The sequence below is a fragment of the Dyella sp. RRB7 genome (assembly GCF_022761115.1).
Taxonomy (GTDB): domain Bacteria; phylum Pseudomonadota; class Gammaproteobacteria; order Xanthomonadales; family Rhodanobacteraceae; genus Dyella.
On the sequence record NZ_JAKWJS010000007.1, the window covers coordinates 47352 to 67500 of the forward strand.

Sequence of the window (20149 nt, forward strand, 5' to 3'; positions counted from 1 at the left end):
GACCGAACATCCCGTGTCGAATCAGCCCACCTTTTTCAACGGCTCGGCCGCCGGCTTCGGCGCATTGGCCTGCAGCCACGGCATGCGTGCGCGCAGCTTGGCGCCCACCTGTTCCACCGGATGCTCCAGGTCGGCCTGCTTGAACTTCTTGTAGTTCGGCAGGCCGGCGTTGTACTCGGCGATCCAGTTGCGCGCGAAGGTGCCGTCCTGGATGTCCTTGAGCACGTCCTTCATGCGCGCCTTGGTGCCGGCGTCGATCACGCGCGGGCCGCTCACGTAGTCGCCGTACTGCGCGGTTTCGGAGACGAATTCCAGCATGCGCGCGATGCCGCCTTCGTAGAACAGGTCCACGATCAGCTTCAGTTCGTGCAGCACTTCGTAGTACGCGATTTCCGGCTGGTAGCCGGCTTCCACCAGCGTTTCGAAGCCGGCCTGCACCAGCGAGCTGGCGCCGCCGCACAGCACGGCCTGCTCGCCGAACAGGTCGGTTTCGGTCTCTTCCTTGAAGTCGGTCTTGATCAGCAGCGCGCGGCCGCCGCCGATGCCGTCGGCATAGGCCCTGGCCTTGGCCTCGGCGTGGCCGCTGACGTCCTGGTGCACCGCCCAGATGGAGGGCACGCCGCGGCCGATTTCATATTCGCGACGCACCAGCGCGCCCGGGCCCTTCGGCGCCACCAGGATCACGTCGATGTCCTTGCGCGGCTCGATCTGCTTGAAGTGCACGTTGAAGCCGTGCGCGAACAGCAGCGCGGCGCCGGGCTTGATGTTGGGCTCGATGCTTTCCTTGTACAGCTTGGGCTGCACCATGTCGGGCGTGAGCACGGCGACCAGGTCGGCGTCCTTCACCGCCTCGCCCGGCTCGGCCACGGTGAAGCCTTCGGCGCGTGCCTTCTCCCACGAGGGGCCGCCCTTGCGCAGGCCCACCACGACATCGAGACCGGAGTCGCGCAGGTTGAGGGCGTGGGCGCGGCCCTGGCTGCCATAGCCGAGTACGGCGATGCGGGCCTTGGCGAGGGTGTCGTTCGAGGTCTGGGTGCTCATGCGGTAACTCCTGCGGTTGTGTCTTCGCTGACGTGGTGGGAAGCGGAAGCGTGGTGAGAGGTGTTGGGATGCGTGGTGGCGCCATCGGAGGCGGAACCCACCAGGCGTGCGTACTTGGCCAGCGCACCCCGCGTGACCTTGGGTGCCGGCGGCTGCCAGTTGGCGCGACGGGTGACCAGGTCGGCGTCGGTGCTGATCTGGCGGGTGTCGGCGTCGATGCGGATGCGATCGCCATCGCGCAGCAAGGCGATGGGGCCGCCGCGCGCGGCCTCGGGTGCGATATGGCCGACCATGTAGCCATGGGTGGCGCCGGAGAAGCGGCCATCGGTGATCAACGCGACGTCGTCGCCCAGGCCACGACCGACCAGCGCGGCGGTGACGCCGAGCATTTCGCGCATGCCGGGACCGCCGGCGGGGCCTTCGTTGCGGATGACGATGACGTCGCCCTTCTCGATGCTGCCGCCCTGCACGGCGGCGAAGGCCTGCTCCTCGCTCTCGAACACGCGGGCGCGGCCCTCGAAATGGTTGGCGCCCTTGGCGAGCTTGAGGATGCAGCCTTCCGGCGCGATGTTGCCGTACAGGATGGAATAGCCGCCGCGCGGCTTCAGCGGCGCGCTGATCGGATGCACCACATCCTGCTGCCCGGCACGCGGTGCGGCGGCGGCTTCCTCGAACAGGCTGCGGCCGGTGACGGTAGGGGCATCGTCGAGCATGCCCGCGGCGATCAGCTCTTGCGCGACGCGCGCACTGCCGCCGGCGCCGAACAGTTCGACGGCGGTATAGCGGCCGCCGGGCAACAGGTCGGCGATCACCGGCGTGTGCTTGGAGGCCGGCTCGAAATCCTCCAGCGTCCATGGCACGCCCGCTTCGCGGGCAATGGCCAGCAGGTGCAGCACGGCATTGGTGGAGCCGGCCGTGGCCGCCACCATGCGCGCGGCATTGCGGAACGAGGTGGTGGTGAGCATGGCGCGCGGCGTGCGCTCGTTCTTCAGGCACTCCATCACCAGCTCGCCGCAGCGACGCGCCGCCGCGGCCTTGGCCGGATGCGTGGCCGGAATATCGTTGAAGCCCAGCGGCGACAGGCCCAGCGTGGACAGCACCATCGCCATGGTGTTGGCGGTGAACTGGCCGCCGCAGGCACCGGCGCCGGGACAGGCATCGCGCTCGACCGAGGTGAGTTCGGCGTTGTCGATCTTGCCCGCGCCATAGGCACCCACGGCCTCGAACACCTGCTGGATGGTGATGGGATGGTTGTCGTGCATGCCATGCGCGATGGTGCCGCCGTATAGGGCGACACTGGGGATGTCCAGGCGCGCCATGGCCATCGCGGCGGCGGGAATGGTCTTGTCGCAGCCGCACAGCACCACCATCGCGTCCAGGCAATGGCCGTCGACGGCCAGCTCGATCGAGTCGGTGATCACCTCGCGGCTGATCAGCGAGGCGCGCATGCCCGGCGTGCCCATGGCGATGCCATCGGTAACGGCGATGGTGTTGAACTCCACCGGCGTGCCGCCCGCCGCGCGAATGCCTTCGGCCACGTGCTCGGCCAGCTCGCGCAGGTTGAGGTTGCACGGGCTCACGTTCGACCAGGTGTGCACCACGGCCACCAGCGGCTTGGCGATGGCGTCGTCGTCCATGCCGGTGGCACGAAGCATCGAGCGCGCGGGCGCGCGGTCGGGGCCGGTCTTGATCAGGTCACTGCGCATGGTGTTTCCGTCGTGAATGGGTAATTGCCGTGGCTTCCTCCCCTGTATGCAGGGGAGGGGCCAGGGGCGAGTGGTCGTTGACGCTGGGGTTCATCCGCAGGCCCGTCCCCAGCGCAGGAACGCCGCCGCATTGCAGGCATGCTCGTCGAGCGAAGCGAGTACGGCGTCCAGCACCTCGCGCGTGCCGGCCTGGCCACCGATATCGCGGGTGCGAGGGCCGTGCTCGATCACCTCGGCCACGGCCGCTTCCACCGCCGTCGCTTCCTGTTCCAGCCCCAGCGAATGACGCAGCAACAGCGCAGCCGACAGGATCGCCCCGGTCGGATTGGCCGCGCCCTGGCCGGCGATGTCCGGCGCCGAACCATGGATCGGTTCGTACAGGCCCGCCTTGCCCTGGCCCAGCGAGGCCGAGGGCAACAGGCCCAGCGAGCCCGCCAGCGCGGCGGCTTCGTCGGTGAGGATGTCGCCGAACAGGTTCTCGGTCACCACCACGTCGTAGCGCGAGGGCTGGGTGAGCAGCAGCATCGCCATCGAATCGACCAGCTGGTGCTCCAGCTTCACGTCCGGGTACTCGGCGGCAATGCGCTGCACCGTGCTGCGCCACAGGCGCGAGGTTTCCAGCACGTTGGCCTTGTCCACCGAGGTGACGTGGCGGCGGCGCTCGCGCGCCAGGTCAAACGCGCGGCGCGTGACCCGTTCCACCTCGGCCACGGTGTACTTGCACTCGTCGGTGGCGGTGTCGAGGGTGCGCGTCTTGGCGCCGAAGTAGGCGCCGCCGGTGAGTTCGCGCACGAACAGCACGTCGACGTTCTTCAGCTTCTCGTTCTTCAGCGGCGACAGCGAGGCCAGCGCGGGATGCACCTGCAGCGGGCGCAGGTTGGCGTACACGCCCAGCGCGGCGCGCAGCGCCAGCAGGCCCTGTTCCGGGCGCACCGGCGCATTCGGATCGGACCATTTCGGCCCGCCCACCGCGCCGAGCAGCACGGCATCGGCGGCCTTGCAGGCGCCCAGCGATGCCGCCGGCAGCGGCTCGCCGGTGGCGTCGATGGCGCAGCCGCCGATCAGGTGTTCCTCGAAATGGAAACTGTGGTCGAAGTGCGCGGCGACCGCGTCGAGCACGGCGACGGCCGCCGCGGTGACCTCGGGGCCGACGCCATCGCCGGGCAGGGTGACGATATGCGCTCTCATGCGGCTTTCTCCGTGCGGTGTTCGTAAGCGGTGATGGCCTCGGCGTGCTGCAGCAGGTAGCCGAGCTGATCGACGCCATGCAGCAGGCAATGGCGTGCGAAGGGTTCCAGCTGGAAGTGGATGCGGCCGCCATCGGGCAGCGCGATGTACTGCTCGCGCACGTCGATGGTCAGTTCGATGCCCGGGTGTTCCAGCAGCCAGCGGTGTTCGGCGGCATCCAGCACGATGGCGAGCAGGCCGTTCTTCAGCGCGTTGTTGCGGAAGATGTCGGCGATCTCGCTGCACAGCACCGCCTGGATGCCGTAGTCGAGCAGCGCCCACGGCGCGTGCTCGCGCGACGAGCCGCAACCGAAGTTGCGCCCGGCGACCAGGATGGCGCAACCCTGCGCCTGCGGCTGGTTGAGCGGAAACGCCGGGTTGTCGCCGCCGTCGGCCTGGTAGCGCCAGTCGTTGAAGCACAGCTTGCCCAGGCCGGCGCGCTGGGTGGTGGTGAGGAAGCGCGCCGGGATGATGCGGTCGGTGTCGATATTCTCGTCCGGCAGCACGGCCGTGCGGGAGTGCAGGCGGGTGATGGGCTTCATGCGGCGACCTCCGTCATGTACTCGCGCGGATCGGCGATGCGACCGGCCAAGGCCGATGCGGCGGCCGTGGCCGGGCTGGCCAGCACGGTGCGCGCGCCCTTGCCCTGGCGGCCTTCGAAATTGCGGTTGGATGTGCTCACCACCAGCTGCCCGGGCTGTGCCAGGTCGCCGTTCATGGCAATGCACATGGAGCAGCCCGGCACGCGCCACTCGGCGCCGGCCGCGGTGAACACGTGATGCAGGCCTTCGCGCTCCGCGTCGCGGCGCACCGCTTCGGAACCCGGCACCACCAGCATGCGCACGCCGTTGGCCACGCGGCGTCCGCGCAGCACGCGCGCCGCTTCGCGCAGATCCGACAGGCGCGAGTTGGTGCAGCTGCCGACAAACACCACGTCCACCGGGGTGCCCTGCATCGGCTTGCCCGCTTCGGCGCGCATGTAGTCGAGCGCTCGCTTCTCCTGTGCGTTGCGTGCGGCGGGCACCGGCGTATCCATGGCGATGGCCATGCCCGGATGGGTGCCGTAGGTCACCGTGGGGCGCACCTTGCCGGCGTCGATGCGCACTTCGCGGTCGTAGCTGGCGCCTGCATCGGTGCGCAGCGACCGCCAGCGCTGCACGGCAGCGTCCCATGCGGCGCCCTGCGGCACGCGCGGGCGGCCCTTGAGCCAGGCGAAGGTGGTGTCGTCGGGGGCGATCAGGCCGGCGCGGGCGCCCGCCTCGATCGACATGTTGCACACCGTCATGCGCTCATCCATCGACATCGCCTCGATGGCGTCGCCGCGGTACTCGATGACGTAGCCGGTGCCGCCATCCACGCCGATCTCGCCGATGATGTGCAGGATCAGGTCCTTGGCGCCGACGCCCGCCGGCAGCTGGCCATCCACATGGATCGCCAGCGTCCTGGGCTTGCGTTGCAGCAGGCATTGCGTGGCCATCACGTGGCCCACCTCGGTGGTGCCGATGCCGAACGCCAGCGCGCCGAAGGCACCGTGCGTGGAGGTGTGGCTGTCGCCGCACACGATGGTCATGCCGGGCTGGGTGGCGCCGAGCTCCGGGCCGATCACGTGCACGATGCCGCGGTCGTCGCTGTCCCAGCCGTGTAGCTCCACGCCGAACTCGCGGCAGTTGGTTTCCAGCTGCGCCACCTGCGCCTTCGCCTCGGCGTTGGCGTAGGGGCGTTCGCCATCGGCGCCGGCCGGCAGGGTGGGCGTGGAATGGTCCAGCGTGGCCAGCATGCGATCGGGGCGGCGCAGCTTCAGGCCGCGCTCGCGCAGTTCGCTGAAGGCCTGCGGCGAGGTGACTTCGTGTACCAGGTGCAGGTCGACATAGAGAATCGCCGGCGTGTCGGTGCTCTCGGGCGCCACCACGTGCGCGTCCCATACCTTCTCGAATAGCGTCTTGGCGCTCATGCGGTGGCCCCCACCGTGGCGGACTGCTGGTGAGACGTGCGGCCATGGGTGGCCGCCTTGTGATCTTCGTGGTCGGGGGCGACCGCATCGGATACCGGCGTGAGCCAGCCCCACCGGTCGGCGGTGGTGCCATCGAACAGGCCGAAGAACGCCTTCTGCAGCGCACGCGTGACATCGCCAGGACGACCCGCGCCCACCTGCTTGCGATCCACCGAACGCACCGGCGTGATCTCGGCGGCGGTGCCGGTCATGAAGATCTCGTCGGCGCTGTACAGCGCTTCGCGCGGCAGGTCGCGTTCCTCCACCGCGATACCCAGCTCGCCGGCCAGGGTGATCACCGATTCGCGTGTGATGCCGGCCAGGATGCCCGCGCTGGTGGGCGGCGTGAGCAGCTTGCCGTTCTTCACCAGGAACAGGTTTTCACCCGCGCCTTCGCTGAGCAGGCCGTTGTGGCCCAGCGCGATGCCTTCGGCGTAGCCGCCGCGGCGCGCTTCCAGCGCGATCAGCTGGCTGGAAAGATAATTGCCGCCGGCCTTGGCCCAGCTGGGAATGGTATTGGGTGCCGGCCGATGCCACGAGGACACGCACACATCCGCGCCATGCTCGATCGCATCGCCCAGGTACGCACCCCACTCCAGCGCCATGATCGCCACGTCCACCGGCGAGTCGCCCTTGGGCAGCACGCCCAGGCCGCCCGCGCCGCGGAACACGATCGGGCGCACGTAAGCCGACTTCATGCGGTTGGCGCGAATGACTTCGTGGCAGGCCGCGTTGATCTCTTCCTCGCTGTAGCCGATGTCGATCTCGTACACGCGAGCCGATTCGAACAGGCGGCGCGTGTGGTCGGCGAGGCGGAAATAGGCCGGGCCCTGCGGGGTGGCGTAGACACGCTCGCCCTCGAATACCGAGGAGCCGTAGTGCAGGGCGTGGGTGCTGACGTGGACCGTGGCCTCGGTCCAGGGTTTGATCTGGCCGTTGTGCCAGAGGAATGGCGTGGTCATTGCGTGATCTCCTTTTGCGCGCGTCCATTCGCGCGAAGGTCAAAAAGCGGCCTTCCGTGGCCGCACTCTTCAGTAACGGCATCGGGGCGCGAGGCGCCCTGTCGCTCGATGCGGTTGACGATGGCGAGCGCCGCATGGGCGGTCGCCTCGATGATGTCGGTGCTGACGCCATTGCCGCGCCAGTCGCGTTCGGCATGGCGGGCGGTGAGCTGGGCCTGGCCCTGCGCGTCGCCGCCTTCGCTCACGGCGCGCACCTGGAACTGGGTGACGTCGAGGGTGGTGCCGGTGGCCCGTTCGATCGCGCGCAGTACGGCGTCCACCGGGCCATCGCCGATGGCCGCTTCGCCGATCTCGTGGCCGTTGTCGTGGGTCAGCTTCACCGAGGCGGAGGCGCTGCCGCCCATGTGCGAGTTGGTATTGAGCTGTACCAGGCGCCAGGGACCAATCGCTTCCGGGTCCAGGCCCAGCGCGATGGCTTCCAGGTCTTCGTCGTGGATCTCACGCTTCTTGTCGGCCAGCGCCTTGAAGCGTGCGAAGACGCTGTCCATCTCGGCCTCGTCGATCTCGTGCCCCATCGATTGCAGGCGCTGGCGCAGCGCATGGCGACCGGAGTGCTTGCCCAGCACCAGGCGCGTTTCGCCCATGCCGACATCCTGGGGCCGCATGATTTCGTAGGTGCCGCGGTGCTTGATCATGCCGTGCTGGTGGATGCCCGACTCGTGCGCGAACGCGTTCTCGCCCACCACCGCCTTGTTGCGCGGTACCGCCTGGCCGGTCAGCTGGGTCAACAGGCGCGAGGTGGGATAGAGCTTGCGCGCGTCGATGCCGGTATCGGCGCCGTAGTAGGCGGGGCGCACGCGCAGCGCCATCACGATCTCTTCCAGCGAAGCATTGCCGGCGCGCTCGCCGATGCCGTTGATGGTGCACTCCACCTGGCGCGCGCCGGCCGACACCGCGGCCAGGCTGTTGGCCACCGCCATGCCCAGGTCGTCGTGGCAGTGGCTGGAAAAGACCACGTGCTCGGCGCCGCGCACGTGCTGGCGCAGGTAGGCGAAGCGTTCGGCGATCTCGGCCGGCGTGGTGTAGCCCACCGTGTCCGGCGCATTCAGGGTGGTGGCGCCGGCGGCCACCGCTGCGCTGAATACCTCGACCAGGTATTCGGGCTCGGTGCGCATGGCGTCCTCGGCGGAAAATTCCACCTCGTGGCACAGCGCCTTGGCGCGCTCGATCGCCGCGCAGGCGGTGTCGATCACCTGCTGCTTGCTCATGTTGAGCTTGTGTTCGCGGTGCAGCGGGCTGGTGGACAGGAACAGGTGGATGCGCGAGTGGCGAGCCGATGCCAGCGCGCGGCCGCAGGCGTCGATGTCGTTGTCGTGGCAGCGCGCCAGGCCGCATACGGTAAGTTCGCGCAGCACGCGGGCAATTTCGGCCACCGAGGCGAAATCATCCGGCGACGCGCTGGGAAAGCCCGCTTCGATGATGTCCACCCCAAGCGCCTCGAGCGCATGGGCCATGCGCAGCTTGGCGCGGCGATCCATCGAAAAGCCGGGCGCCTGCTCGCCGTCGCGCAGGGTGGTATCGAAAATGCGCAGGCGTTCGGCGGCGACAAAGCCTACGTCGCTGTTCTCGTCTGTCGGGTGGTCCTGGGGTTTCATCACTTAGCTCCGCTGTGTGCGTCGCCGAAGGCAATAAAAAAACCCCGCATCCGTGTCCGGGTGCGGGGTTCTTTAGGTGGTATCAGGTTGGTTTTGCTTTACCTGGACACACGCCCTCAGCCCGCACCTCCGTTGGTAATAAGGAGTACGAGTACAAGGGCAAGAAGGAGGTTGTTGCGGAGTCGCAGCGCGCCGGCGACCGTCGTGAGACGGATCGGTTCGGCAATGCGATCGTGGCTGTTGCGCTGCGACATGCAACGGACCGTAACGGGGGTTGCAAGGGCTTGTCAACAGTTTCTTTTGAAATTTTTAAGATCGCGCGTGGCGGCGCACATTCGGACGTCCAGATGGCCAGATGCCTCCTGACGCGCCGCGCACACGCGAACGGCTAGTCGGTCTCAAGCTCCTTCAGATAGAGCGCAAGGGCGCGCCGCAGCTGGGTTTGCGCGGCCTGCCGAAGGGCTGCGGGTTGCTCGTTTTGCAGCGCCACGGCGGCTTTCATCAACTGCTGCACCACCATCGCGGCGGGCCGCAGGTCACCCGCCGCCAGCCCCGGAGCATGGATGGCGAGGATCTGGCAAAGGTAATCGCGCATTCGCTGACGTATGGTGCGACCCAGCATGGATGGCACGGAGCCACCGGCCTCGACCAATACCACGAACGACGGGTGCTGCTTGCGATAGTCGGCGAAGGCACGGATGAGCCGCGCCGAAAGTTCTTCCGTGTTCCAGCCCGGTGTCTGCGCGACCAGGCGCTCCATGCGCGCGTAGAGTGCTTCGGCATGGTCGGCGATCAGCGCTCCGGCGAGCGCCTCCTTGGTCGGGAAGAACTGATACAGCGAGCCGATCGAAGCCCCGGCCCTGGCTGCCACCTCGGTCATGGTGGTGGCGTCGTAGCCTTTTTCGACGAAGCACGCCGAGGCTGCCGCAAGCAGTGCCGCCACGCGTTCGTGGCCGCGCTGGCGCTGGGGCGAGCGACCGCCACGGCTTGAAATACGTGAGGACATCCTCATAAACTCCAATGTGAGGATGGCCTCACATAAATGATGCTGTCGGGTTGCCGCCATGGTAGGACATATCGCCAGCCTGGCCGGCGCAGCCACGACGCTTTTACTTTCACGCTGGCGTGCGGGCAAGCCCGGTGGTGGCTCGCTCGGCGCCTTTCCTTGCGGAGCACGACCATGGAAAAGCTGGACCCCCGTAGCACGGCCCTGGTGTTGATCGACCTGCAGAAGGGTATTGGCCCCTATGCCGCCGGCCCGCACAGCGCCGACGAGGTTTATGAGCGCGCGGGTCGCCTGGCCGCCCGTTTCCGCGAGCTCGGCGCGCCGGTAGTGCTGGTGCGCGTGGGCTGGTCCGCCGATGGCCGCGACATGTTGCACCCGCTGGCGGACAACATGCCGCCCAGCGGCGGCAGCCTCCCGGCCAACTGGCTGGAATATGCCGACCAGCTGAACGTGGCCGAGGGAGACATCCACATCATCAAGCACCAGTGGGGTGCCTTCTACGGCACCGAGCTGGAGCTGCAGCTGCGCCGCCGCGGCATCACCCAGATCGTGCTGGGCGGCATCTCCACCAACATCGGCGTCGAGTCCACCGCGCGCAACGCATTCGAGCTGGGCTTCAACCAGGTGCTGGTGGAAGATGCGATGAGCTCGTCGGATGCCGCCCATCACCGCTTCGCGGTCGAAAACATCTTCCCGCGCCTGGGCCGCGTGCGCTCGACCGGGCAGGTGCTGCAAATGCTCGCTTGAGCGGCGATGGCCCTCCGACCCGATGGCATCACGCCATCGGGTGCAGCAACCAGCGTTTCAGTGCGTCGTTCTCGGCGGCCAGCGGTTCGGCGTTCGCCGGACGCTGAAGCATGGCCTGCAACGCAGCAGGCACTTCGACGCGTCGGCCAATCAGCGGTTCCACCACGCTGTCGAACTTGGCCGGATGGGCGGTCGCCACCACCGCCCAGGGCAGGCCGGTGGCACCCATGGTGTCGAGCACGTGTACGGCGGTGGCCGTGTGCGGGCAGAACAGTTCGCCATGTTCGCTGGCATGACGCACGATGGTGTCGCGGATGGTGTCGTCGTCCACGCTGCTGGCCTGCAGTTGCAGGCGTAGCTCGTGGTCGTGCGGAAAGGTCCAGCGCAGGCGTTCGAAATTGCTGGGCGCGCCTACGTCCATCGCATTGGCCAGGGTGGGGATGGCCGGGCGCGGCGTGTACGGGTCGCCATCGAAGTAATCGCTGAGCGTCGCGTTGGCGTTGCAGGCCAGGCGGATATCGCCGACCGGCAGGCCCATCTCGCGTACCCACACGCAGGCCAGCGCGTTGCCCAGGTTGCCGGTGGGCACGATGAAGTTGAGCGGCGTCCGATGCCGACGCCACCAGCCCAGCGCGGCGTGCGCGTAGTAGCTCATCTGCGGCAGCAGGCGGCCCAGGCTGATGCTGTTGGCCGAGGACAGCGGCCGCCGCGCCTGCAACGCGGCGTCGCCGAGCGCCGACTTCACCATGCGCTGGCAATCGTCGAAGCTGCCGGCCACGCGCAGCGCCTGCACGTTGTCGCCGAAACAGCCCAGCTGATGCGCCTGGCGCGGCGATACGCGGCCATCGGGATACAGGATCACCACGCGCACGCCGGGCTGGCGATGGAACGCGGCCGCCACCGCCGCGCCGGTGTCGCCCGAGGTCGCCACCAGGATGGTCACGGGGGGCGCATCGGCTGGCCGGATACGCCGGAAACACGCTGCCAGGAAGCGCGCGCCGACATCCTTGAAGGCGGCGCTCGGCCCGTGGAACAGCTCCAGCACGGAGCCATCGGCGTGGTGCGCCAGCGGCCGCAGCGGCACCTCGAAGTCGAGCGCCTCGCGGCAGATCGCCGGCAGCTCGGCGGCCAGCGCGGTGCCCTTGAAGAACGGCGTGAGCAGGGCGGTGGCGGTATCGGCCAGCGAGCCGCGTGGATCGAAGGCGGCGGCATCGAGCCGGGGCAGGGCCTCGGGCACGTAGAGCCCGCCGTCCGGGGCGAGGCCGGCGGCAATCACTTGATCGATGGATGCGGCATGCTGGCCACTGCGCGTACTGCGGTAATGCAGCGGCTCACTCATGCCGCCGCCTCCGCGACCAGCGTGGCGGCCGGTCCGTTGATGGGCGATACCAGGGCGTCGCTGGCCAGGCCTTCCGCGGCGAAGGCGGCCACCATCGCGGCAGCGGCCTGCTGGGCTTGCTCGCGTCGCTCGTACCAGCCGAACACGCTGGGGCCGCCTCCGGAAATGCTGGCGCCCAGCGCGTGGTGGTCCAGCGCCGCCTGCTTGACCCGGGCGAAGCCGGGTATCAACGGGGCGCGGCGGGGTTCCACCAGCACGTCCTTGAGGCCTTCGCGCACCAGCGTGGCGTCGCCGCGCTGGCACCCGGTGAGCATCAGCGCGAGGTTGGCGTGTTGCGCCACCACGTCGTGCAGTGCGAAGCCGCCGGCCAACACCGCGCGCGACTCGCGCGTCTCCAGCACCACGTGCGGATGCACCACCGCGCAGTGCCAGGCTTCGGGCACCGGCAGTTGCAGCAGGCGGTCGCGCGTGGCCAGCACCAGGCCGCCCAGCAGCATCGGCCCGACGTTGTCGCCATGGCGGCTGCCGCTGGCAACGGCCTCGCCGTCGAGCGCGAAGCCATACAGTGCCTCGCGCGGCAGCGGGCGTTCGAGCAGCGCATTGGCGGCTACCAGGGCGGCCACGCAGGATGCGGCCGAGCCACCCATGCCCGAACCCAGCGCGATGCCCTTGTGCAGCTCCAGCTCGAAACCATGCCGCAGGCCCAGCGCGCGACGCAGCGAGAGCAGCGCCGCCCCGGCGGTGTTGCGGCTGGCCTCCAGCGGCAGGTCGGTGACGCAGCCGTGGATGGCGGCGATGCGCACGGTGGGCTCGTCGATGCGCCGCACCAAGGCGCGATCGCCGGCACCGGCCACGGTGTGGCCGAGAATGTCGAAGCCCACGGCCACGTTGCCCACGCTGGCATAGGACATGGCCTGGGCGCTCACTAGTCGTTGCGGTTCGGTCATGGGATCGGCCAGTCGTGCATTCATCAGCGTACCTCCAGCGATTCGGCGATGCGCAGCAGATCGGAGAATACGCCGGCAGCGGTTACCTCTGGCCCGGCACCCGGGCCCTGCACCAGCATGGGGTTGTCGCGGTAGCGATGCGTGGTGAATTGCACGATGTTATCGGTAAGGCGGCTATGCGCAAACGGATGCGCCGCCGGCAGCACGGCCAGTCGCACGCTGGCATGGCCGTGCGCGTCGAGGCTGGCGACATGGCGCAGCACGCTGCCCTGGGTCTGGGCACGGGCCACGTGGCGCGCCATCGGTCCGTCGAGCAGGTGCAGCTGGGCCATGGCGTCCTCGGCGGACAGCGCGGCCAGTTCCGGCGGCACCAGGCTTTGCACCTCCACGTCTTCCAGCGACAGCGACCAGCCAGCCTCGCGCGCCAGGATCACCAGCTTGCGCGCCACGTCGAGGCCGGAAAGATCGTCGCGCGGATCGGGTTCGGTGTAGCCCAGCGCATGGGCCTCGCGCACCAGCGCGGAGAACGGCCGGCCGCCGTCGTGGCGATGGCACAGCCAGGCCAGCGTGCCGGAGAACATACCCTCGACCGTGAGCAGTTGATCGCCGGTATCGAGCAGGTCGCGCAGCGTCTGCACCACCGGCAGGCCGGCGCACACCGTCGCCTCGTAACGGAAGCGCGAACCGCCGCCGCAGGCGGCGCGAATGGCCTGCAGGCGCGACAGCGGGCCGCTGCCGGCGAGCTTGTTGGGCGTCACCACGTGCAGGCCGGCCACCAGCCATTCGGCGTAACGCGAGGCCACCACGTCGCTGGCGCTGCAGTCGATCAACAGGGCGTGGCGGCCATCATTGCCGCGGACGTGAGCGGCGAACTCGTCGAGGTTGCTGGGGCGCCAGGTTTGCGCGCTGTCGTGGCGGCCGTTGAGCTCCGGGTCGTCGGCATCCAGCCACATGCGGCGGCTGGCGGCGACACCGCAGAGTTTCAGGTTCAGTCCGGCACGCGCCAGCCGGGGCTGCGCGGTGCGCAACTGGTCGAGCAGGGCGCTGCCGACACGGCCGGGACCGATCAGGCCCACGGCGAGCACGCGCTGGCGTGCGGTGACCGTCGGCAGCGCCACGGCATGCGGTGGCAGCGACGGTTGTTCGGCGAGTGGAGATGCAGCAAGGTTCACGGTGGCCTCCTAGGTCGGGGCCCGTGCTCGCTGGCGGACGTCGGAGTGTGCACCGGCCCGCCTCATCGAGGGCGGGGCCGTTTGCGTTGAGAAACTTATTCGCGCACGGAAACCCACCCCGACCCGGTGGTAATAGTGGTCGTGGTGGTGGTGGCGACGGAGCCGGCATGCAGCGTCACGCACCCGGCAATGACCGGGTTATGCAACATGCGTGCTGGCGCGAATGACGGCGACATGGCCCGACCATAGGTCGATTGCTGCGCCGCAGTCAACAGGTACATTTGAAACTTTGGCCATCCGACGACCCGGCCATCTGGCTGCAGGAGCGCACCCTGTGCGCGACAAGCCGACGGAGCGGTAACGACATCACTCCGTGGTCGCGCACAGGCTGCGCTTCTACAGGGGGTTGCCTAGTGCGACAGGTCGATGGCGTAGACGGCCGTGCCGTCGCCGTTGTCCTTGAGCTGGCGGATGTCGTTCAGGCCGGCCTCGCGCGCCACGTCCAGCTTGCCGGCGGCGCCCTTGAACACCACCTCGCCATGGGTCTTCAGCGGCGCGAAGTGCCAGGACGCTTTCGGCAGATCCTTCGCCTCGATGGTCCGCTGGCGCTGCAGCCACCTGGCAAGGATTTCGCGGGCGCCATCGGGCGCGGCCAGCACGATGTTCTTGCCGTCCAGGCCGGGGAAGTTGCCGCCGCCGCTGGCGCGGTAGTTATTGGTGGCCACGATGAACTGCTGCTGCGGCGTCACCGGCTTGCCCTTGTAGGCCAGCCTGGCGATGCGCTGGCCCACCGGCTTGGACAGGTCGATGACGTAGCTGAGGTCGCCCTGGATCTGGTCGAAGTTGAAGCCGGGGTAGCGGTCGTTGACCAGGGGCTGCTCGCCGTCCTTGCCGGGGTCGATCTGGTTGAAGCGTTCGGCGGATTTCTCCAGCCATGCCTTGAGGCCGGCGCCATCCACCTTCACCGCGGCGAGCGTGTTGGGATAGAAGTACAGGTCGGCGGCGCTGCGCAGGGTGAGCGGGCCGGGGACCACATCGGTGTAGTCGTCGGGGCCGCCAAAGCCGGTGCGGAACGCGGCGGCCGCCGACAGCACCGGCAGGTTCGCCAGTTCCGGATGCTGCTTGGGCAGTTCGCTCTGCACGTAGTCGCGCATGGCGGCATTGATCGGCGCCAGCGCGCTCATGTTGCCTTCGTCGGCGAAGTAGCTGCTCATGTGCACGCGGGTCTGGCCGATCGGCGTGTTCACGTAGGCCACCGCCGCCTCATGCGCCTGCGCCACCAGCGGGGCGATGGCCGGATCGGCCGGCACGCATTCGTTCTTCTTCGGGCAGATCGGACGCACTTCGCTGTGCGTCTGGCTGTCGTCGATCACCCAGCGGCCGTCCTTGCGCTGCAGGGCCAGATCGATCACGCCCAGGTCCTTGCCGAAGAAGCCGCCCATCACGGCGGGCTTGCCGCGCACGAAGCCGCGCTCGGCATCCACGTCCTGCATGCCCTTGTAATGGGGGCCAGGGAATTCGGTATGCGAGTGGCCAAGCAGCAGCACATCGATGCCGGGGACGCCGGCCAGGTACCAGCCGCCGTTTTCCATCGCCGGCGTATAGGGGTCGGTATTGAGGCCGCCATGCAGCACGGCGACGATCAGGTCGGGGTGCTGGGCTTCCAGTTCGGGCAGGTATTTCTGCGCCGCCTCGACCACGCCGGTGACGGTGACCTTGCCGGCGAGGTTCTGCTTGTCCCACTCCAGGATCGGCGGCGGGGTGAAGCCGATGATGCCTACCTTCAGCGGCACGCTATGCGTGCTGCCGTCGGGCTCGGTCACGCTGATGTCCTTTTGCACCACGGCCCACGGCTTGAAGATCGGCGCCCCGTCGCGGGTGCTCAATACATTGGACAGCACCAGCGGGAAGTGCGGGCCGGCGCAACGGTCGCTATGGCCGCCGTCCACGTTCATCGGCGTGCCGGTGACCTGGGAGAGGAAACCCAGGCCGTAGTTGAACTCGTGGTTGCCGGCGGTGCCGCCGTCGTAGCCCAGTGCGTCCATGGCGCGGTAGATGCCCAGTTCTTCGCCGCAGCCCACCGGCTTCACCTGGGCCTGGTAGTCGGCCAGCACGCTGCCCTGGATGGTGTCGCCGCTGTCGAACAGGAAGCTGTTGGCGTACTGCTGGCGGGCGCGGCGGATCAGCGTGGCGGTGCGCTCGTAGCCCACCGAATCGTCCTCGCGCTGCTTGTAGTAGTCGTAGCTGAGCACGTTGGAGTGGACATCGGTGGTTTCCAGGATGGCTACCTGGGCGTGGCTGCCATCCGGCAAGGTGGCGTGCTTGGGCGTCTGGCTGGCGCAGCCGGCCAGGACGGCTGCGGCCAGGGCGGCAAGGGGAAGCAGGCGAGGGGTCATGCGTCGATCCATGGTTTGGCGTGCAAGGGACGCAAGCTAGCAGATCGGCATGTCGGCTTGCCGGCGAAACCCCGGCTGAACCGCTTGGCACCGCCGTTTGGCCGTTGCCGGCCATTGTGTCTGTGACGCCGGCAAGTCCGTAGAATTGCGCCACGATGACATCCGGGCCAAACAGGGGGCCTCTCCGTTTATGCCACGACAACCGCTACGGTTCGTGCGGAAAAGTGCGGCATGGCTATGCGCGGCAGGATTCTTCCTGTTCTGCATAAGCATGACCGCGTTGCGCGAGCCCGATGTGCTGCAACAGGCTTTCGTGATCGCCCTGATGGTGTGCGCCTTCGGCGTGCTGCTGTTTGCCTTTGCCCGACCGGCCACGGCGCTGGTGGTGAGCGGGGGACTGTTCCTCGGGCTGAACTTCCTGTCGGTGCTCAAGCTGCGCTATCTCGATTCGCCGCTGATGCCGGCGGACTTCGTGTACTACGCACGCAGCAGCCTGCTGGAAACGCTTGGCCACTATCCGCACCTTTACGGGCTGGGCCTGGTGGTGGGCGTGGTGACGCCCTTGGCGTTGTGGGCCATCTGGCGCTGGGATCGTCGCGTGCTGGCGCACCTGAGCCCGAGCCGCGCGCTGGTGACGCGCATCGGCGGCGTGGCGCTGTGGGCGCTGGCGTTCTGGGTGTGCCTGCTGCCGAATGGTCCGTTCGCGGAAGTGCATGCGCGCAACGTGTGGGAGAAACTCTCCGACGATGCCCAGATCACCAACTTCTTCGTCAACTTCAGCGACTCGGACATCCGCCTGCCGGAGATGAGCGACGACGCCGTGGCCGAGCAGGAGTGGGGCGCCACGGCGGCCGGCGAGCCCGCCGCCACGCCGCGTGCGCCGGATTCATATCCCGATATCGTGCAGGTGCTGGAGGAAAGCACCTTCAACCCGTCCAACTTCACCCAGTGCACCATTCCCGAGTGCCGCGTGGGCATGTTCAGGACCGATGCGCGCACCCGCGCCACCGGCCCGATGCGCGTGCATACCTTCGGCGGAGGCACCTGGGTAAGCGAATTCGCCACGCTCACCGGCATGCCGCAGGACATCTTCGGCCCGGGCGGCATGTACGCGCCCTACGTGCTGGCGCCGCACGTGCAGGACAGCCTGCCCCGCCAGCTGCAGCGCCTGGGTTATCTCACGGTGGCGATCTACCCGACCAACGGCAGCTTCCTCAATGGCCGCAACGCCTATACCGCGTATGGCTTCGACCAGTTCTACGACGCCGGTCAGCTGGGCCTGGACGAATGGGAGGAAACCGACGCGCAGATGTTCGCCGCCGCCAAGCGCATCTACGACAAGGTGAAGAAGCCGGGCCAGCCGGTGTTCGTGATGATCCTTACCCTGGCCCAGCACGGCCCGCACGACACCGACCCGCTGTCGTCGCTGAAGGCGCCGTTCAACAAGGGGCTGCTCAAGGGCCTGCCGGCGGCCGAGTCGCTCAACTTCGATACCTACCTGGCGCGCCTGCATGACTCCGATGCGGCGATGCGTGGGCTTGAGCACGATTTCCTCGATCGCGGCCAGCCCACCGTGCTGGTGCACTTTGGCGACCACCAGCCGTCCTTCAGCGGCCTGATCCGCGAGATGCCGCGTACCTGGTCGTCGGAACTGGAGTCCTACAAGGACTACCTCACCTACTACATGATCAAGAGCAACTTCACGGGCGCGCCGCTGCCGCGCTACCCGATGCTCGACATCGCGCTGCTGCCGAGCATGGTGCTGCAGGCGGCCGACCTGCCGACCGATCCATATTTCTCCGCGGCGATTGCGCTGCGCACGCGCTGCCATGGGCTGTACACGGACTGCGCGCAGCCGGAGCTGGTGAAGTCGTACCACGCGTGGATCTTTGATCGGTTGCACGTGTACGAATAATCCTTGCCCCTCCCCAGCCCTCCCCTGCGGGCAGGGGAGGGAGAATTGCGGGGAGTGGCTACTGGCGCTCGGGCTTGGCGAAGTCGAAATAGGTATACGTCTGGCCATCCGCCTGCAGCTGCTTGAGCTGCACCACGAAGCTGTACTGCGTGGCCGGCGTGCGGCTGCCGTCGACGCGCTGCACCGCCAGGCCGGTGGCCGGCGTCGCCGGATGCAGTGCGGCGGGCTTCACCTGATAGGCCTCCAGCGGTTTCGCCAGCGTGCCATTCAGCGCCTCGTGCAACACGCGACCCTGCGCGCGCGTCAGCGGCAGGTCGAGCAGGGCGGCGATGGTGGGCGCCACGTCCACATTGCCGCTGGGCAGGCTGTCGCGGAAGGCGCTGCGGAAATCCGGGCCAGCGGCCAGCAGGGTGTTGTGCACGTCGATGGGGCTGAAGCTGCCATGGGTGCCACGTTCGTTGGACAGGCTGTTGTATTCGGTGCCGCGGAAACCCTGCACCACCGCCTCGGCATCCCAGGCGTAGCTGATGATGATGTCCGGGCCGCGTTGCGCGTTTTCCAGGTGCACGTTTTCCGCCGGCAGCGTGCCGGGGATGTTGCCGTAGCGCTTGGCCACGAAGATGGCGCCCACGTAGTCGCGCGACTGCAGCCAGCGCACGGTGCGCTTCACCACGTCGGCACTGTGCTCGGGTTGGTAGAGGTATTCGGTGCCGCCGTTCGGGGCGATCACCAGCGCCCCCTTGGGCAATGCGTCGGGCACCTTGTAGCTGGGCGTGGTGTACGGACCGGGTTTGCCGCACAGGCGGCCGTCATCGTCATAGCGCGTGGGCAGCAGCGGCGTGCCATCGGCGCGCACGCCGCTCATCACCGGCGCGTAGATGCAACCGAAGCCGTCGAAGGCGGTGAAGCCGGCGCGGGTGAGCTGATCGGCCAGGCGCACGCCGCCGGACACCGAATAACCCCATTCGCTGTCGACGCCGGCCACGCGGCCGTCGTTGATCTGCCGTAGCGGGAACAGCTCGCGCGGCCCCGCGACATTGCTGTGCGCGTGATCGGACACGATGACGATGTCGGTGTCCTGATCCATGCCCAGCGCCTTGAGCTTCGCCTCCAGCTCGCCGAGCAATGCGTCCTGCGCCTTCAGCGCCAGATGGAACTCGGGCGAGCCCACGCCGTAGAGGTGCTGCGTGGTATCGGGGTTGCGCAGCCACACCACGCTCAGGTCCGGGCGATGGCGTGGCAGGATCTCCTCCAGGTACACCTTCATCATCCACGCGTTGGCGGCGGCCGGCGGCGTATCGGTGCCGGCGGTGGCATCGGAACTGACGCCATCCTTCAGCGTCTGCAGCTTGCCCTGTTCGGTGGGCGAATCGTTGTCCTCGCGCAGGCTGAGCTGGCTGGCGTCATAGGTATTGGCCGTGTGTGCCGGCAGCGGATAGCCGGCCTGTTGCAATTCCCTGGCAAAGCTCAGCGGCAGCGCGGTGTTCTCGTCCAGCATCACGCCCTGGCTGGCGTCATTGGCGAGCTTGTAGTCCTGCAGGAAGGCCGGGCCGGACTTGCCCACGATGGCGGTTTTCAGCCCCGCCTTGTGCGCGGCATCGAACAGCGTGGGCAGTTCCAGCAAGGCGTGGCCGTAGTGCGCGTCGAGGCCGCGCAGCACCGCGTAGTCTTCGGTGTAGATGGGGTTCTGCAGATCGGCGGCCTGACCCTTGGCGTCGTGCACGCTGCCGCCCGGCGCCCAGAAGCGGTTGCCGTAGAAGCCGATGGTGCCGGGGAAGGCGCCGGTGGCAAAGCTGGAGGCATTCGCCATGGTGAAGGTCGGGTAGGTGGCGTGGTTGTCGTCGAACCAGCTGCCGCGCTGGGCCAGCGCGAGCAGGTTGGGCGTGTCCTCGGCGCTCACCGCGTCCGGGCGCATGCCATCCCATACGAACAGGATCACCCGATGCGGCGCGGTGGCGGCAAACGCGCCGGGTATCGACAGGGCGGCGAGCAGGGCCGCGCTGGCGGCGTGGCGCAGGGCGCGGGAAAACGGACGGGACATGCACG

The 20149-nt window shown here is 68.2% G+C and carries 15 protein-coding genes; 2 read left to right on the forward strand and 13 right to left on the reverse strand.

The window, feature by feature from the left end:
• Positions 1-21: 21 nt before the first annotated feature.
• The 8 genes from ilvC to MJ606_RS15370 form a co-directional block, all read right to left on the reverse strand.
• Positions 22-1041, reverse strand: a complete 1020-nt coding sequence (gene ilvC, locus MJ606_RS15335; RefSeq protein ID WP_243050418.1) for a ketol-acid reductoisomerase — start codon at positions 1039-1041, stop codon at positions 22-24.
• The gene (gene ilvD, locus MJ606_RS15340) at positions 1038-2747 is read right to left on the reverse strand and encodes a dihydroxy-acid dehydratase (protein ID WP_243050419.1); all 1710 of its coding nucleotides are present in this window, start codon (positions 2745-2747) and stop codon (positions 1038-1040) included. The genes ilvC and ilvD overlap by 4 nt, the downstream gene beginning before the upstream one ends.
• Before the next feature lie 90 nt (positions 2748-2837).
• On the reverse strand, positions 2838-3935 hold the full coding sequence (gene leuB / locus MJ606_RS15345) for a 3-isopropylmalate dehydrogenase (RefSeq protein WP_243050420.1): 1098 nt from the start codon (positions 3933-3935) through the stop codon (positions 2838-2840).
• Complete coding sequence (gene leuD / locus MJ606_RS15350) at positions 3932-4516, reverse strand: 3-isopropylmalate dehydratase small subunit (protein WP_243050421.1); 585 nt, start codon at positions 4514-4516, stop codon at positions 3932-3934. The genes leuB and leuD overlap by 4 nt, the downstream gene beginning before the upstream one ends.
• Entirely contained in the window at positions 4513-5925 is a 1413-nt protein-coding gene (gene leuC / locus MJ606_RS15355) for a 3-isopropylmalate dehydratase large subunit (RefSeq protein WP_243050422.1), read from the reverse strand. The genes leuD and leuC overlap by 4 nt, the downstream gene beginning before the upstream one ends.
• Positions 5922-6926, reverse strand: coding sequence for a branched-chain amino acid transaminase (locus MJ606_RS15360; protein WP_243050423.1), 1005 nt, complete (start codon positions 6924-6926; stop codon positions 5922-5924). The genes leuC and MJ606_RS15360 overlap by 4 nt, the downstream gene beginning before the upstream one ends.
• Positions 6923-8581, reverse strand: a complete 1659-nt coding sequence (locus tag MJ606_RS15365) for a 2-isopropylmalate synthase (RefSeq protein WP_243050424.1) — start codon at positions 8579-8581, stop codon at positions 6923-6925. Before MJ606_RS15365 ends, MJ606_RS15360 begins: the two co-directional genes overlap by 4 nt.
• 388 nt (positions 8582-8969) lie before the next feature.
• Positions 8970-9647: a TetR/AcrR family transcriptional regulator gene (locus MJ606_RS15370; protein WP_243050425.1), complete on the reverse strand. Its 678-nt coding sequence runs from the start codon at positions 9645-9647 to the stop codon at positions 8970-8972.
• 114 nt (positions 9648-9761) lie between these two features.
• Between MJ606_RS15370 and MJ606_RS15375 the strand changes: the two genes are divergently transcribed.
• Positions 9762-10334 carry a hydrolase gene (locus MJ606_RS15375; protein ID WP_243050426.1) on the forward strand — a complete coding sequence of 191 codons (573 nt, stop codon included), beginning with the start codon at positions 9762-9764 and terminating at the stop codon, positions 10332-10334.
• 28 nt (positions 10335-10362) lie between these two features.
• On the opposite strand, the gene thrC is transcribed toward MJ606_RS15375, so the two are convergent.
• From thrC to MJ606_RS15395, 4 genes are all read right to left on the reverse strand, one after another.
• A complete protein-coding gene (gene thrC / locus MJ606_RS15380; RefSeq protein ID WP_243050427.1) occupies positions 10363-11673 on the reverse strand; it encodes a threonine synthase in 1311 nt (436 codons plus the stop codon).
• Entirely contained in the window at positions 11670-12644 is a 975-nt protein-coding gene (locus tag MJ606_RS15385) for a homoserine kinase (RefSeq protein ID WP_243050428.1), read from the reverse strand. Before MJ606_RS15385 ends, thrC begins: the two co-directional genes overlap by 4 nt.
• The gene (locus MJ606_RS15390) at positions 12644-13738 is read right to left on the reverse strand and encodes a homoserine dehydrogenase (protein WP_243050582.1); all 1095 of its coding nucleotides are present in this window, start codon (positions 13736-13738) and stop codon (positions 12644-12646) included. The genes MJ606_RS15385 and MJ606_RS15390 overlap by 1 nt, the downstream gene beginning before the upstream one ends.
• 464 nt (positions 13739-14202) lie before the next feature.
• Entirely contained in the window at positions 14203-16188 is a 1986-nt protein-coding gene (locus MJ606_RS15395) for a bifunctional 2',3'-cyclic-nucleotide 2'-phosphodiesterase/3'-nucleotidase (RefSeq protein WP_243050429.1), read from the reverse strand.
• Between the two features lie 271 nt (positions 16189-16459).
• Between MJ606_RS15395 and MJ606_RS15400 the strand changes: the two genes are divergently transcribed.
• Positions 16460-18103, forward strand: a complete 1644-nt coding sequence (locus MJ606_RS15400; protein WP_243050430.1) for an alkaline phosphatase family protein — start codon at positions 16460-16462, stop codon at positions 18101-18103.
• Between the two features lie 58 nt (positions 18104-18161).
• On the opposite strand, the gene MJ606_RS15405 is transcribed toward MJ606_RS15400, so the two are convergent.
• The gene (locus MJ606_RS15405) at positions 18162-20144 is read right to left on the reverse strand and encodes an alkaline phosphatase family protein (RefSeq protein ID WP_243050431.1); all 1983 of its coding nucleotides are present in this window, start codon (positions 20142-20144) and stop codon (positions 18162-18164) included.
• Positions 20145-20149 lie beyond the last annotated feature (5 nt).